The organism is Myxococcus xanthus, assembly GCF_013116825.1.
Taxonomy (GTDB): Bacteria; Myxococcota; Myxococcia; order Myxococcales; family Myxococcaceae; genus Myxococcus; species Myxococcus xanthus_B.
Genome location: NZ_JABFNS010000011.1, coordinates 30,307 through 46,909, shown reverse-complemented (window position 1 = coordinate 46,909; position 16,603 = coordinate 30,307). Strand labels below are relative to the sequence as shown.

Sequence of the window (16,603 nt, the reverse complement as noted above, 5' to 3'; positions counted from 1 at the left end):
CGACCAGTTGGAGCCGGGCAGCTCGTCCTACAACATCCCTATTGCAGTGAAGCTGACGGGGACGGTGCAGGTGGATGCGCTGGAGCAGGCCTTCAAGGCGCTGGTGCTTCGGCATGAGTCGCTGCGCACGACCTTCCAGAGCAGCGGTGGTGAACCGGCTCAGGTCATCGCAGAGGAGTCAGAGGTCCAGCTACGAGTGGTGGACCTGAGCGACCTGTCCGAGGCTGAACGGGCCTCGGAAGTCCAACGCCTGATCGCCCAAGAGGCAGCGCTTCCGTTCAACCTGACGCGCGGCCCGTTGTTGCGCACGGTATTGCTGAAGCTGTCCAAGCAGGAGCACGTGCTGGTGCTGGTGATGCACCACATCGTGTCAGACGGATGGTCCATGGGCGTACTCGTCCGCGAGGTCGCCGCGTTGTATGAGGCGTGCTCGCAGGGCCTGTCGTCAGCGCTGCCGGAGCTTCCGATCCAGTACGCGGACTACGCGGTATGGCAGCGCGAGTGGCTCCAGGGAGACGTCCTGGAGTCACAGCTCGCCTGGTGGAAGGCGCAGCTCCAGGGGGCCTCGCAGGCACTGGAACTGCCCACGGACAAGCCGCGTCCCGCGGTGCAGACCTTCCGTGGCGCCAGCCGGGATGTGCAGTGGCCGCGTGACCTGTGGGAGGCGGTCAAGGTGCTCGCGCATCGTGAAGGCGCCACGCCGTTCATGGTGCTGCTCGCGGCGTTCCAGGCGGTGCTGTCGCGCTACTCAGGGCAGGATGACCTCTGCGTCGGATCGCCCATCGCCAACCGCACCCGGGCCGAGACGGAGGGGCTGATTGGCTTCTTCGTCAACACGCTCGTCCTTCGTGCTCGACTCGCTGGAAACCCCACGTTCCGGGAGCTGTTGGCTCAGGTTCGCGAACGGACGCTCGGCGCGTATGCGCATCAGGACATCCCCTTCGAGCGACTGGTGGAGGAACTCAAGCCGGACCGCGACTTGAGCCGCAGCCCGCTCTTCCAGGTGATGTTCATCCTGCAGAACACACCCTCCGTGGAGCTGCACCTGCCGGGCCTGACGCTGGCGGGCATGGATGGTGACTCGCGCACGTCGAAGTTCGACCTCACCCTGGAGCTGACCGAGACGCCGCAGGGGGTGTCGGTCAGCGCCATCTACAACAGCGACCTCTTCGAGCCCGTGACGATGGACCGGCTGACGGGCCATCTGCGCGTGTTGCTGGAGGCCGCGCTCCAGGCGCCGGAGGCTCGGTTGGGCGAGCTGCCGTTGCTGGGCGCAGAGGAGCAGCGCCGGTTGCTCGTGGAGTGGAACGACACCCGCAGCGACTTCGTTCCCCACACCATCCAGGCCCTCTTCGAGGCTCAGGCCGCGAAGACGTCTGACGCGCTCGCGGTCGTCGCCGAAGACTCGCGGCTGACCTACGAGGCGCTGAACCGGCGAGCCAATCAACTGGCGCACCACCTGCGGTCGCTGGGCGTCGGTCCGGACGTTCCGGTGGGCTTGTTCCTGGACCGCTCCGCCAGTGCGGTGGTGGGCCTGTGGGGCATTCTCAAGTCAGGTGGTGCCTATGTGCCGCTGGACGTCACGTTCCCGGTCGAGCGAATCCGAAGTGTGCTCGCGGACGCGGGTGTCCAGGTGCTGGTCACGCAGGCGTCCCTGGCGGAGGTCCTGCGCTGGGACGCGGGCGGAGTGGTCCGCCTGGATGCGGACGCGTCTTCTCTATTGGAACGGAGCGAGCGCAACCCGGAGCCCTCGGCGGCGCCGGAGAACCTTGCCTATGTCATCTTCACCTCTGGCTCCACGGGGCGGCCGAAGGGCGTGGCCATCGAGCACCGGCAGCTGGTTCATTACGTAGAAGGCGTCTCGCGCCGGCTGGACCTGCCGGAAGGCGCTTCGTTTGCCTCCGTGTCCACGCTGGCGGCGGACTTGGGCCACACCGCTGTCTTCCCCACGCTCTGCCATGGTGGCGCGCTGCATCTCGTGTCGCGTGAATGCGCGTCGGACCCGTCCGCCCTGGCCGTGCTCTTCGAGCGCGAGGCCGTGGACTGCCTGAAGATCGTCCCCGCTCACTTGCAGGCGCTCCTGGCCTCCGGGAAGCCCGAGCGGGTGTTGCCGCGTCAGCGCCTGGTGCTGGGCGGTGATGTCTCGGATTGGGCGCTGATGGACCGGGTGCACGAACTGTCGCCGGACCTGGTGGTGTTCAACCACTACGGACCCTCCGAGACGACCGTGGGTGTGCTTACGCTGCAGGTGGAGCGTGGGCCTCAGGGGCGTGTGTCGGCGTCGGTGCCGCTGGGGCGGCCCATTCCGAATGCGCGCGTCTACGTGCTGGATGCGTACCTGCGCCCGGTGCCCGTGGGCATTCCGGGAGAGCTGTGCATTGGTGGAAGGACCGTGGGCCGCGGCTACCTGGGCCGGGCGGACCTGACGGCCGAGCGCTTCGCGCCGGACGCGTACTCGGACGAGCCGGGTGCGCGGATGTACCGGACGGGAGACCGGGCACGGCTGCTCGCGGATGGCCGGGTGGAGTTCCTGGGCCGCATGGATGACCAGCTCAAGGTCCGCGGCTACCGCGTGGAGTTGGGCGAGGTGGAAGCGGCGCTGGAGCGGCACCCCTCGGTGCGGGAGTCGGTCGTGGTCGCGCACGAGAGCGGGGCGGATGGCAAGCGCCTGGTGGGCTACGCCGTGCCGAAGCCGGGCCACGCACTGGGGGGCGACGCACTTCGTGACTTCGTGGGCCAGACGCTGCCCGACTACATGGTTCCGCAGGCCCTGGTGGTGCTGGAGGCGCTGCCGCTGACGCCCAACGGCAAGGTGGACCGCAAGGCGCTGCCGGCGCCTGACTTCCAGCCCGTGGATGCCGAGGCTTTCGTCGCGCCGCGCACGGCCACGGAAGAACTGGTGGCGGGGCTGTTCTCCGAGGTGCTGGGGCTCGACCGTGTGGGGATCCACAGTGGCTTCTTCGAGCTGGGAGGGCACTCGTTGCTGGCGACGCAGGCCATCTCCCGCATCCGTGGCGCCTTCGGTGTCGAGCTGCCCCTGAGAGACCTCTTCGAGGCACCCACGGTGGCCGCGCTCGCCGAGCGCGTGGACCGTTGGGTGCGCGCGGGAGCGGGCTTCGCTGCGCCTCCGTTGAAGCCTCGGGCGGGACTGAAGAGCGTCCTGCCACTGTCGTTCGCGCAGCAGCGCTTGTGGTTCCTGGAGCAGCTCGCGCCGGGGAGTGTCTTCTACAATGTGCCGGCAGTGGTGAAGGTGTCGGGGCCGCTCGACGTGGCCGCACTGGAACGCAGCTTCGACGTGCTGGTTCGTCGTCATGAGTCCCTGCGGACGACCTTCCGCGCCGACGGTGGGACGCCCGTGCAGGTCATTGCGCCTGTGGGACAGGTGGTGTTCACGGTCGAGGACTTGAGCGGGCTCCCTGACGCGGAGCAGGAGGTACAGCGCCGAGCGGACGTGGAGGCGCTTCGGCCGTTCGATCTGGCCAAGGGACCCTTGCTGCGGACCCTGCTGCTTCGGCTCGGAGCGCGGGAGCACGTGTTGGTGCTGATGATGCACCACATCGTGTCCGATGGCTGGTCCATGGGTGTCCTCGTGCGAGAGGTCGCGGCGCTGTACGCGGCGTTCTCCCAGGGCCGTCCATCACCCTTGCCGGAACTGCCCGTGCAGTACCCGGACTACGCGGTGTGGCAGCGGGAGTGGCTGAAGGGCGAGGTGCTGGAGGCGCAGCTTGGGTACTGGAAGCAACGTCTGGACGGGGCGCCCGCGGCACTGGAGCTGCCGACCGACAAGGCGAGGCCCGCCGTTCAGACGTATGGCGGAGCATTGCGGCACGAGGTGTGGCCGAAGGCGCTCTGGCGCGACATGGAGGCGCTCGGCCGTCGCGAAGGTGTGACGCCGTTCATGGTGTTGCTGGCTGCGTACCAGGCTGTGCTGTCCAGGTACGCGGGCCAGGAAGACGTGTGCGTGGGGGCTCCCATCGCGGGGCGCGCGCAAGGCGAGACGGAGGGGCTGATCGGCTTCTTCGCGAACATGCTGGTGCTGCGGACGAAGGTGTCCCCGGCATCCACCTTCCGTGAGCTGCTGGCTCAGGTGCGGGAGGTGACATTGGGTGCGTATGCGCACCAGGACGTGCCGTTCGAGAAGTTGGTCGAGGAGCTTCAGCCCGAGCGTGACCTGAGCCGGAGTCCGCTGTTCCAGGTGACGCTGACGCTGCAGAACACGCCCGTGACGGAGGTGAAGCTCGGGGACGGCCTCACGCTGTCTGGCATGGACTCGGAGGGACGGACGTCGAAGTTCGACCTCTCCCTGGTGGTGGAGGAAGTGAAGGGCGGCGTGGTGGTGGCGGCGAACTACAACACCGATCTGTTCGAAACAGAGACGGTGCGCCGGCTGCTTCACCATCTGCGGACCCTGCTGGAGGCGGCCATCGCAGGACCGGAGCAGCGGTTGGCCGAGCTGCCGTTGATGGGGAGTGAAGAGCAGCAGTTGCTGAAGGAGTGGAGCGGGAAGGCTTCAACGTATCCGCGCGATGTCAGCCTGAGTGCCCTCTTCGAGGCGCAGGTGCAGCGGACGCCGGACGCGGTAGCAGTGGAGTACGAGGACCGGCGGCTGACGTACGCGGAGCTGAATCGCCGTGCGAACCAGCTGGCACACCACCTGAGAAGCATGGGTGTGGGGCCCGAGGTGCGGGTGGGGTTGTGCGTGGAGCGCTCGCTGGAGCTGGTGGTGAGCGTGCTGGGCATCCTGAAGGCAGGTGGTGTGTACGTGCCGCTGGATGCCAGCTACCCGCTAGAGCGTCTGGCGTGGATGAAGGCGGAGGCTGGCGTCGCGGTGCTGGTGGCGCAGGAGAAGCTGGCGGACGAGGTAGCCGCGGGTGGCGAGTTGGTGGTGTGCGTGGACACGGAGTGGGAGACGCAGATTGCCCATCAGCCGGAGAGCACGCCGAGCGCCCATGTGGGCGGTGGAAACCTGGCGTACGTGATGTTCACGTCGGGAAGCACGGGGAAGCCAAAGGGCGTAGGCGTGCCGCACCGAGCGGTGGCGCGCCTGGTACTGGGGACAGACTTCGCGCACTTCGGGCCCGAGGAGGTGTGGCTGCAACTGGCGCCCATCTCCTTCGATGCCTCGACGTTGGAAGTGTGGGGCGCGCTGCTGCACGGCTCGCGGTTGGTGGTGTACCCAGCAGGGACGCCGACGTTGGAGGAGTTGGGCCGGAAGCTGGAGTCGTCGGGCGTGACGTCGCTGTGGCTGACGGCGGCGCTCTTCGAGCAGATGCAGGCGCGGCAGCCGAAGGCGCTGGCCAGTGTCCGCCAGTTGCTGGCAGGTGGTGACGCCTTGCCGGTGTCCCGCGTGAAGGAGCGGCTGGCAGCAGGTGGCCTGCTCATCAACGGGTATGGCCCGACGGAGAACACGACGTTCTCCAGTACGTACCGGATGGAGCGGCCGGAGGAGGTAGGTGCCTCGGTGTCCATTGGCCGGCCGGTGAAGAACACGGTGGCTTACGTGCTGGACGTGGGGATGCGCCCGGTGCCAGTGGGCGTTCCGGGTGAGCTGTATGTGGGCGGAGACGGGTTGGCAGTGGGGTACGTGGGGCGCCCGGAGTTGACGGCGGAGCGCTTCGTCCCAAGCCCATTCGGTGAGGGAGAGAGGCTGTACCGCACGGGAGACGTGGTGCGGTGGCAGGGGAACGGGACGCTGGAGTTTCTGGGCCGAGCGGACACGCAGGTGAAGGTGCGTGGCTACCGGATTGAGCTGGGGGAAGTGGAAGCGGCGCTGGCCCAGCACGGTGGCGTCAGCGAAGCCGTGGTGGTGGCGCGGGAGGACGGGAGCGAAGGCAAGCGGTTGGTGGCCTACGTGACGGCGCAAGAGGGCGCGGAACTGGAGTCCAGCGCGCTGAGAAGTCACGTGAAGCAGCGGCTGCCGGAGTACATGGTGCCGTCGGCGTATGTGGTGCTGGAGTCGCTGCCGCTGACGCCGAACGGCAAGGTGGACCGCAAGGCGCTGCCCGCCCCGGATGCCCAGGGGCCGAAGACGGCTCACTTCGAGGCGCCTCGCACGGTGACTGAGGAGAAGCTGGCGTCCATCTTCGCCGAGGTACTCAACGTCGAGCGCGTCAGCATCGACGAAGACTTCTTCGAGCTGGGTGGCCATTCGCTGCTGGCCACGCAGTTGGTGTCACGCGTGAGGGACGAACTGCAGGTAGAGCTCCCGCTGCGAGACATCTTCGAATCCTCCACAGTGGGGAAGTTGGCCGAACGGATTGACGCATCCCGCGGGACGGTAGCGGCTGCGGTTCGAGCACCACCCCTGACGCGCGTCTCTCGGAGCGATGCGCTACCGCTGTCATTCGCGCAGCAGCGGCTGTGGTTCCTCGACCAGTTGGAGCCAGGCAGTCCGTTCTACAACGTCCCCTCCGTGGTGAAGTTGACTGGGCGTCTGCAAACGACCGCGTTGGAGGCCAGCTTCAGTGAACTCGTGCGGCGGCACGAGTCATTGCGCACGACGTTCCGTGTCAGTGGTGGTGAACCCGTGCAGGTCATCGCAACGGATCCGCTCCAGCCATTCCAGCAGCTCGACTTCAGCGAATTGGAGTCGGAGCGCGAATCCTGGGTGCGGCGCTGGATCGAAGAGGAAATTCAGCGCCCGTTCGACCTGGAGACAGGGCCGCTGCTGAGGGCGACGCTGCTGAAGGAGGGGGAAGAAGCGCACGTGTTGGTGTTGGTGATGCACCACATCGTGTCGGACGGCTGGTCGATGGGGGTGCTGGTGAGGGAGTTGGTGGCGCTGTACGAGGCGTACGCGCAGGGGCGCGAGTCACCGCTGACGGAGCTGGAGGTGCAGTACGCGGACTACGCGGTGTGGCAGCGGGAGTGGTTGAAGGGAGAGGTGCTGGAGGAGCAGCTTGAGTACTGGAGGAAACAGCTAGAGGGTGCGCCAGCTGCGCTGGAGTTGCCGACGGACAAGGCGAGGCCGGCGGTCCAGACGTACCGAGGGGACACGAGAGGACTGGAGTGGTCGAAGGAGCTGTGGGAGGGCGTGAAGGGGCTGGCACAGCGGGAGAACGCGACGCCGTTCATGGTGCTGCTGGCGGCCTTCCAGGTGGTGCTGTCGAGGTACGCGAGGCAGGAAGACGTATGCGTCGGGACGGCGATAGCGAACCGGACGCGGGCTGAGACGGAGGGGCTGATTGGCTTCTTCGTGAACACGCTGGTGCTGCGGACGAAGGTGTCTGCGGCGACAAGCTTCCGTGAGTTGCTGGCGCAGGTGCGTGAAGTGACGTTGGGTGCGTACGCGCACCAGGAAGTGCCATTCGAGAGGCTGGTGGAGGAGCTGCAGCCGGAGCGGGACTTGAGCCGCAGTCCGCTGTTCCAGGTGATGTTGGTGCTGCAGAACACGCCGGGAGGAGCAGTGAGCCTGCCGGGGCTGACGCTGGAGGCAGCCGAGTCGTCTGCGAAGACGTCGAAGTTCGATTTGACGCTCGGGTTGAGTGAGACAGATGAGGGCCTTTCTGGAGGCCTCGAGTTCAACAGCGACCTGTTTGAATCCGAGACGATGGAGCGGCTGCTGGAACATCTGCGGGTGCTGTTGGATGCAGCCGTCGCTCGGCCTGAGACGCGGCTGGCCGAGCTGCCGCTGATGGCCCGAGAAGAACAGCAGCTGTTGGTGAAGGAGTGGAGTGGGACGGTATCGGAGTACCCACGGGATGCGAGCCTGAGTGCCCTCTTCGAGGCGCAGGTTCAGCGGACGCCGGACGCGGTGGCGGTGGAGTACGAGGACCGGCGACTGACGTACGCGGAGCTGAACCGACGTGCGAACCAGCTGGCACACCACCTGAGAAGCATGGGTGTGGGGCCCGAGGTGCGGGTGGGGTTGTGCATGGATCGCTCGCTGGAGCTGGTGGTGAGCGTGCTGGGCATTCTGAAGGCAGGTGGCGTGTACGTGCCGCTGGATGCCAGCTACCCGCTGGAGCGTCTGGCGTGGATGAAGGCGGAGGCTGGCGTCGCGGTGCTGGTGGCGCAGGAGAATCTTCTCGAGTCCATGGGTCTCGATGACACCAACTCCAGGGTGTTCGTAGACACGGAGTGGGACACGGAGATTGCCCATCAGCCGGAGAGCACGCCGAGTGCCAACGTGGGCGGTGGAAACCTTGCGTACGTGATGTTCACGTCGGGGAGCACGGGGAAGCCGAAGGGAGTAGGCGTGCCGCACCGAGCGGTGTCACGCCTGGTACTGGGGACAGACTTCGCGCACTTCGGGCCGGATGAGGTGTGGCTGCAACTGGCGCCCATCTCTTTCGATGCATCGACGCTGGAGGTATGGGGCGCGCTGCTGCACGGCGCGAAGCTGGTGGTGTACCCAGCAGGGACGCCGACGCTGGAGGAGTTGGGCCGGAAGCTGGAGTCGTCGGGCGTGACGTCGCTGTGGCTGACAGCAGCGCTCTTCGAGCAGATGCAAGCGCGGCAGCCGAAGGCGTTGGCCAGTGTCCGCCAGTTGTTGGCGGGTGGTGACGCCTTGCCGGTGTCCCGTGTGAAGGAGCGGCTGGCAGCGGGCGGTGTGCTCATCAACGGGTATGGCCCGACGGAGAACACGACGTTCTCCAGCACGTACCGAATGGAGAGGCCGGAGGAGGTAGGTGCCTCGGTGTCCATTGGCCGGCCGGTGAAGAACACGGTGGCCTACGTGCTGGACGGGACAATGCGTCCAGTGCCGGTGGGGGTACCGGGCGAGCTGTACGTGGGCGGAGACGGGTTGGCAGTGGGGTACGTGGGACGCCCGGAGTTGACGGCGGAGCGCTTCGTCCCAAGCCCATTCGGTGAAGGAGAGCGGCTGTATCGCACGGGAGACGTGGTGCGGTGGCTGGGGAACGGGACGCTAGAGTTCCTGGGCCGAGCGGACACGCAGGTGAAGGTGCGCGGCTACCGGATTGAGCTGGGCGAAGTGGAAGCGGCGTTGGCCCAGTACGGTGGCGTCAACGAAGCAGTCGTGGTGGCACGGGACGACGGGAGCGAAGGCAAGCGATTGGTGGCGTATGTGACAGCGCGTACGGGCATGAGCCTGGAGTCCAGCGCGCTGAGAAGCCACGTGAAGCAGCGGTTGCCGGAGTACATGGTGCCTTCTGCGTACGTGGTGCTGGAGTCGCTGCCGCTGACGTCGAACGGCAAGGTGGACCGCAAGGCGCTGCCCGCCCCGGACACCCAGGGGCCGAAGACGGCGCACTTCGAGGCGCCTCGAACGGTGACTGAGGAGAAGGTGGCGTCCATCTTCGCCGAGGTGCTGAGCGTCAAGCGCGTCAGCATCGACGAGGACTTCTTCGAGCTGGGTGGCCACTCGCTGCTGGCGACGCAGCTGGTCTCGCGCATCCGCGAAGCACTCCCCGTTGAACTTCCACTTCGGACAGTTTTCGAGTCCCGGTCTGTTGAGACACTGGCGAGGTGGCTGGACAGTGCCTCGGGAGTCACTGCTGGATTGAGAGGCCCTCCGCTGGTTCGCGCTTCACGTGACGGCGCGCTTCCTCTGTCGTTCGCGCAGCAACGTCTGTGGTTCCTCCACCAGCTTGACCCCGACAGCGCCTTCTACAACGTGCCCGTGGCAGTGAAGCTCTCGGGGGCCCTTGATGTTGCGGCGCTGGAACGGAGCTTCCATTCACTGGTTCTCCGTCATGAGGCGCTGCGCACGACCTTCCGTTCCGAGGCAGGCGTTCCCACCCAGGTCATCTCTCCCGCAGGAAGGGGCGCGTTGGAGTTCGTGGACCTGAGTGCACTCCTGGGCACGGAGAAGACGCTGGAGATCCAGCGTCGAACGGAACTTCAAACACTCCATCCGTTCAACCTGGAGACAGGGCCGCTGCTGAGGGCGACGCTGCTGAAGGAGGGGGAAGAAGCGCACGTGTTGGTGCTGGTGATGCACCACATCGTGTCGGACGGCTGGTCGATGGGGGTGTTGGTGAGGGAGTTGGTGGCGCTGTACGAGGCGTACGCGCAGGGGCGCGAGTCACCGCTGACGGAGCTGGAGGTGCAGTACGCGGACTACGCGGTGTGGCAGCGGGAGTGGCTGAAGGGAGAGGTGCTGGAGGAGCAGCTTGGGTACTGGAGGAAGCAGCTAGCGGGTGCGCCAGCTGCGCTGGAGTTGCCGACGGACAAGGCGAGGCCGGCGGTCCAGACGTACCGAGGGGACACGAGAGGACTGGAGTGGCCGAAGGAGCTGTGGGAGGGCGTGAAGGGGCTGGCACAGCGGGAGAACGCGACGCCGTTCATGGTGCTGCTGGCGGCCTTCCAGGTGGTGCTGTCGAGGTACGCGAGGCAGGAAGACGTATGCGTCGGGACGGCGATAGCGAACCGGACGCGGGCTGAGACGGAGGAGTTGATTGGCTTCTTCGTGAACACGCTCGTGCTGCGGACACGGCTGGGTGGCAATCCCAGCTTCCGTGAGTTGCTGGCGCAGGTGCGCGATGTGACGCTGGGTGCGTACGCGCACCAGGACGTGCCCTTCGAACGACTGGTGGAGGAACTGCAGCCCGAGCGGGACCAGAGCCGCAGTCCCCTGTTCCAGGTGATGTTGGTGCTGCAGAACACGCCGGGCGGCGCGGTAAGCCTGCCTGGATTGAAGTTGGAGGCAGCGGAATCGATTGGGAAGACGTCGAAGTTCGACTTGACGCTCGGCTTCGGAACGTCGAGCGCGGGCGGACTGACGGGCGCGTTGGAGTTCAACAGCGACCTGTTTGAATCCGAGACGATGGACCGGATGCTCGGACACCTGAGGGTGCTGTTGGAGGCCGCCGTCGCTGAGCCAGAGATGCGGCTGGCCGAGCTGCCGTTGATGGGGCGTGAAGAGCGGCAGTTGCTGAAGGAGTGGAGCGGGAAGGCTTCAACGTACCCGCGCGAAGCGAGCCTGAGTGCCCTCTTCGAACAGCAGGTGCAGCGGACGCCGGACGCGGTGGCGCTGGAGTACGAGGACCGGCGACTGACGTACGCGGAGCTGAATCGCCGTGCGAACCAGCTGGCACACCACCTGAGAAGCATGGGTGTGGGGCCCGAGGTGAGGGTGGGGTTGTGCGTGGGGCGCTCGCTGGAACTGGTGGTGAGCGTGCTGGGCATCCTGAAGGCAGGGGGCGTGTACGTGCCTTTGGATGCCAGCTACCCGCTGGAGCGACTGGCGTGGATGAAGGCGGAGGCTGGCGTCGCGGTGCTGGTGGCGCAGGAGAAGCTGGCGGACGAGGTAGCCGCGGGTGGCGAGCTGGTGGTGTGCGTGGACACGGAGTGGGAGACGCAGATTGCCCATCAGCCGGGGAGCACGCCGAGCGCCCGTGTTGGCGGTGGAAACTTGGCGTACGTGATGTTCACGTCGGGAAGCACGGGGAAGCCGAAGGGAGTGGGCGTGCCGCACCGAGCGGTGTCACGCCTGGTGCTGGGGACGGACTTCGCGCACTTCGGGCCGGAAGAGGTGTGGCTGCAACTGGCGCCCATCTCTTTCGATGCCTCGACGTTGGAAGTGTGGGGCGCGCTGCTGCACGGCGCGAAGCTGGTGGTGTACCCGGCGGGGACGCCGACGTTGGAGGAGCTGGGCCGGAAGCTGGAGTCGTCGGGCGTGACGTCGCTGTGGCTGACGGCGGCGCTCTTCGAGCAGATGCAGGCGCGGCAGCCGAAGGCGCTGGCCAGTGTCCGCCAACTGCTGGCGGGTGGTGACGCCTTGCCGGTGTCCCGCGTGAAGGAGCGGCTGGCGGCGGGCGGTGTGCTCATCAACGGGTACGGCCCGACGGAGAACACGACGTTCTCCAGCACGTACCGGATGGAGAGGCCGGAGGAGGTAGGTGCCTCGGTGTCCATTGGCCGGCCGGTGAAGAACACGGTGGCCTACGTGCTGGACGGGGCAATGCGTCCAGTGCCGGTGGGGGTACCGGGTGAGCTGTACGTGGGCGGAGACGGGTTGGCAGTGGGGTACGTGGGGCGCCCGGAGCTGACGGCGGAGCGCTTCGTCCCAAGCCCATTCGGTGAAGGAGAGCGGCTGTACCGAACGGGAGACGTGGTGCGGTGGCTGGGGAACGGGACGCTAGAGTTCCTGGGCCGAGCAGACACGCAGGTGAAGGTGCGTGGCTACCGGATTGAGCTGGGGGAAGTGGAAGCGGCGCTGGCCCAGCACGGTGGCGTCAGCGAAGCCGTGGTGGTGGCGCGGGAGGACGGGAGCGAAGGCAAGCGGTTGGTGGCCTACGTGACGGCGCAAGAGGGTGCGGAACTGGAGTCCAGCGCGCTGAGAAGTCACGTGAAGCAGCGGCTGCCGGAGTACATGGTGCCTTCTGCGTATGTGGTGCTGGAGACGCTGCCGCTGACGCCGAACGGCAAGGTGGACCGCAAGGCGCTGCCCGCGCCGGACACAGAGGGCACGGCGAGCGAGAAATATGTTGCGCCTCGAACAGCGACCGAGAAGACGTTGGCCGCAATCTTCGTCGAGGTCCTGAAGATCGAGCGGGTCGGGCTCGACGGAGACTTCTTCGAGCTGGGCGGACACTCTTTGCTAGCCACGCAGTTGGTGTCGCGCGTGCGGGAGGAACTCCAAGTAGAGCTCCCCCTTCGAGACATCTTCGAGTGTCCCACGGTGGAGAAGCTCGCCCAGCGGCTGGACCACACTTCGAAAACAGATGGCGGCGTGCAGCCACCACCGTTGGTACGGGTTCCTCGCGACAGGGCGCTTCCCCTGTCATTCGCCCAGCAGCGCTTGTGGTTCCTCGCGCAGTTGGAGCCTGACAGCACCGTCTACAACGTCCCGGCGTCGGTGCGGTTGACGGGCGCCTTGGACGTTCCCGCGCTGAAGCAGAGCTTCGACGCGCTGATCCATCGTCACGAGGCGCTGCGCACCACGTTCCGGACCGAGGGTGGTTCGCCGGTACAGGTCATCGACCCACGGGGCGGCGCGGGCCTCGACATCGTGGACCTGCGCTCGCTGCCCGTGGCACGGAGGGAAGAGGAGGCGCAGCGGATCGCGCAAGAGGCGTCACAGCGCCCGTTCGACCTGGAACGCGGTCCACTGCTGCGGATCGCCTTGCTCGCGCTGTCGGAGCAGGATCATGTGTTGGTGCTGGTGATGCACCACATCGTCTCGGACGGTTGGTCCATGGGGCTCCTGGTTCGCGAACTGACCGAGCTCTACGCGTCCTTCTCCCAGGGACAGCCGTCGCGCTTGCCGGAGCTGCCGCTTCAGTACGCGGACTACGCGGTCTGGCAGCGCGAGTGGCTTCAGGGAGACGTCCTGGACGCGCAGCTCGGCTATTGGAAGCAACGCCTGGACGGCGCGCCCCGGTTGCTGGAGCTGCCCACGGACAGGCCGCGTCCGGCAGTCCAATCCCTGGAAGGGGCGTACGTGCCCTTCTCGTTGGGCCTTGAGCTGTCCGAGGCGGTGCGCGCACTCGCCCGCCGTGAAGGCGCCACGCCGTTCATGGTGCTGCTGGCGGCGTTCCAGGCCGTGCTGGCGCGTTACTCAGGGCAGGACGACGTGAGCGTCGGTTCGCCCATCGCCGGACGCACTCGCGCGGAGACGGAGGGGCTCATCGGCTTCTTCGTGAACACGCTGGTGCTCAGAACCCGGCTGGAGGGGAGCCCGTCCTTCCGTGAGCTGCTGGCTCGGGTCCGGGAGGTCACGCTTGGCGCCTACGCGCACCAGGACGTGCCTTTCGAGAAGCTCGTCGAGGCGCTGCGTCCGGAGCGCAGCCTCAGTCATTCGCCGCTGTTCCAGGTCATGCTCACCTTCGACAGCACACCAGATGCTGGAGGAGACGCGCAGGCCGGCATGGGGATGAAGCACGTCGCCGTGGAGCACCGGGTGTCGCGGTTCGACCTCTCGCTCGGCTTCGTGGAAGGCAAGGACGGCTTCTCCGGCGGGCTGGAATACAGCACCGCCCTCTTCGAGCCCGAGACCGCGGCGCGACTTCTGGGCCACCTGAAGGCGCTGCTTGAAGGTGCCGTGACGGAGCCGGACCGGTCCGTGTACGCGCTTCCCTTGCTGGGTGCGGATGAACAGCGGCGGTTGCTGGTGGAGTGGAATGACACCGGCTCCGACGATGTCGCGGAGACGAGCATCCACGCCCTGGTCGAACGGCAGGCGGCGGCCACTCCCGACGCCGTGGCGGTGGTGGCTGGTGACGAAGTGCTCACGTACCGCGAGCTCATGCAGCGGTCGGACCGGCTGGCGGGGAAGCTCCGCACTCTGGGCGTCGGGCCTGAGGTCCGCGTGGGCCTCTGTGCGGAGCGCAATGCGGACCTGCTGATCGCGGTGCTCGGCATTCTCAAGGCGGGTGGCGCGTACGTCCCGTTGGACCCGGCATATCCAAGCCAGCGGCTGGCCTTCATGATCGAGGACTCCCAGCCTCGCGTCCTGGTGGGCCAGCGCTCGCTGCTCGACGCGCTGCCTCACGGAGACGTGCCCCGGTTGGCGCTCGACGATGCGAATGGGCTCGTGGCGGAAGCAGATGCGGCGCCGGTTCCCAGGTCCGCACCGGACCATCTGGCCTACGTGCTCTTCACGTCGGGTAGCACGGGCCGGCCGAAGGGCGTGGCCCTGGCGCATCGCAGCGCCGTGGCCTTCCTGCGCTGGACGACGCAGGCCTTCTCGTCGGACGAGCTGATGGGGGTCCTCGCCTCCACGTCGCTCAACTTCGACCTGTCCGTGTTCGAGATGTTCGCGCCGCTCATCCGTGGCGGGTCCGTGGTCATCGCTCGCAATGCCTTTGAGTTGCCGTCGCTCCCGGGGGCCCGGCGAGTGACGCTCGTCAACACGGTGCCCTCCGCGATGGCGGAGTTGGTGCGTGCCCTTGCCGTGCCGGACTCGGTGCGCACGGTGAACCTGGCGGGAGAGCCGCTGGCCCAATCCCTGGTGGAAGCCATCCACCAGGCCGCACCCGGTGTGAGGCGCGTGCTCAACCTCTACGGCCCCACCGAGGACACGACGTACTCGACCTGGACTGTGGCCCCTCACGGCGCCGCGCGGGAGCCCACCGTGGGGCGGCCGATTGAGGGGACTCGCGCGTACGTGTTGGATGCGCTCGGTCAGCCAGTGCCTCAGGGCGTGGCGGGCGAGCTGTACCTGGGCGGGGCGGGGCTTGCCCGAGGGTATGTCGACCGGCCCGAGTTGACCGCCGAGCGCTTCGTTCCTGACGCGTTCGGTCCGCGGCCCGGCGCGCGGCTGTACCGCACGGGAGATCGCGTCCGGTGGCTGCCGGATGGCGTGCTGCAGTGCCTGGGCCGAATCGACCAGCAGGTGAAGGTGCGTGGCTTCCGAATCGAGCTGGGCGAAGTCGAGGCGGTGTTGCGAAGGCATCCAGACGTGCGCGAGGCCGTGGTGCTCGTGCGCGACGACGGGAGCGAAGGACGGCGCCTGGTGGCGTACATCGTGCCGCAGCCGGACAGAGTGCCCGACGCCACCGCGCTCCGGCGCTTCGTGAAGGAGGGGCTGCCGGACTTCATGGTGCCCTCGGCGGTGAGGGTGCTGGCCTCGCTGCCGCTGACGCCCAACGGCAAGGTGGACCGCAAGGCGCTCCCGGCGCCGGACGCACTCCGTCCGGAGTCGACGCGGGCCTATGTGGCGCCTCGGGATGCGCTGGAGCTCCTGCTCGCGCGCATCTGGGAGGAGTTGCTGGGCACCGGCCCCATTGGCATCCACTCCGACTTCTTCGAACTGGGAGGGCACTCGCTCCTGGCCATGCGGATGGTGTCGCTCATCCGCGAGCGCCTGGGACGCAGCCTGCCCGTGGTTTCACTGTTCCAGGCGGGGACGCTGGCGGAGCTGGCTTCTCGGCTCCAGCAGGCACCCGGGCGCGTGTCCCCGCTGGTGCCCATTCAGCATGGCGGTTCGCAGCGGCCCGTCTTCTGCGTCCACCCTGTCAGCGGCAACGTCCTGCCGTACCTGGAACTGTCGCGGCGCCTGGGGCCGGACCAACCGTTCTACGCGTTCCAGGCCCCGGGCCTCGAAGGCGAGCGGGCTCCGCTGGGGACCGTGGAGGCGATGGCCACCACCTATGTGGAGGCCATGCGCGGCGTCCAGACCCGCGGGCCATACCGGCTTGCGGGGTGGTCCTTGGGAGGTGTGGTGGCCTTCGAAATGGCGCGGCAGTTGGAGCAGCAGGGGGAGCAGGTGGAGCAGCTGACGCTCATCGACGCCTACGCCTTCGATCAGCGGCCAGTGGACCCCGTGGGCGCGGAGTGGCTTGCTGCCCGGTTCGTGGAGTTCACGGGCCAGCTCCTGGGCCTGCCCATCTCGGAGTTGATGGCGGATACACATCCCGCGGACGAGGCTTCGCTGCTGGGCCGCCTGTTGGAGCTGGGGCGGCGCACCGGCGTTCTGGCTCAGGGCGTTGGCGCCGAACAACTCCACGCGCTGTACCGTGTCTACGAGAGCAACCTCCGCGCCCTCTGGGATTATCAACCAGGACGCTACGGTGGCCGCGTCACGCTGCTGCGCGCGAGCGAGACGCACGTACCCACGGGCACGGATGGCGGCTGGGGAGCGCTGGCGGAGGGAGGGGTGGAGGTGCACGAACTCTCCGGTGACCACCACTCCATCCTCAGGGCGCCAGCGGTTGACGAGATCGCGGAGACGATGGCGCTCAAGTCGTCCCCATAG

1 protein-coding gene (cut by a window edge) is annotated in these 16,603 nt (G+C 67.3%); it reads left to right on the top strand.

Annotated elements, in window-relative coordinates; translation table 11 throughout:
• Positions 1–16,603, top strand: the 3' portion of a protein-coding gene (locus HNV26_RS05080) for a non-ribosomal peptide synthetase (protein WP_171452769.1). The gene continues 12,854 nt to the left of window position 1, outside the view; 16,603 of the gene's 29,457 nt are visible here — the last part of the coding sequence; the start codon falls outside the window, past its left edge; its stop codon occupies positions 16,601–16,603.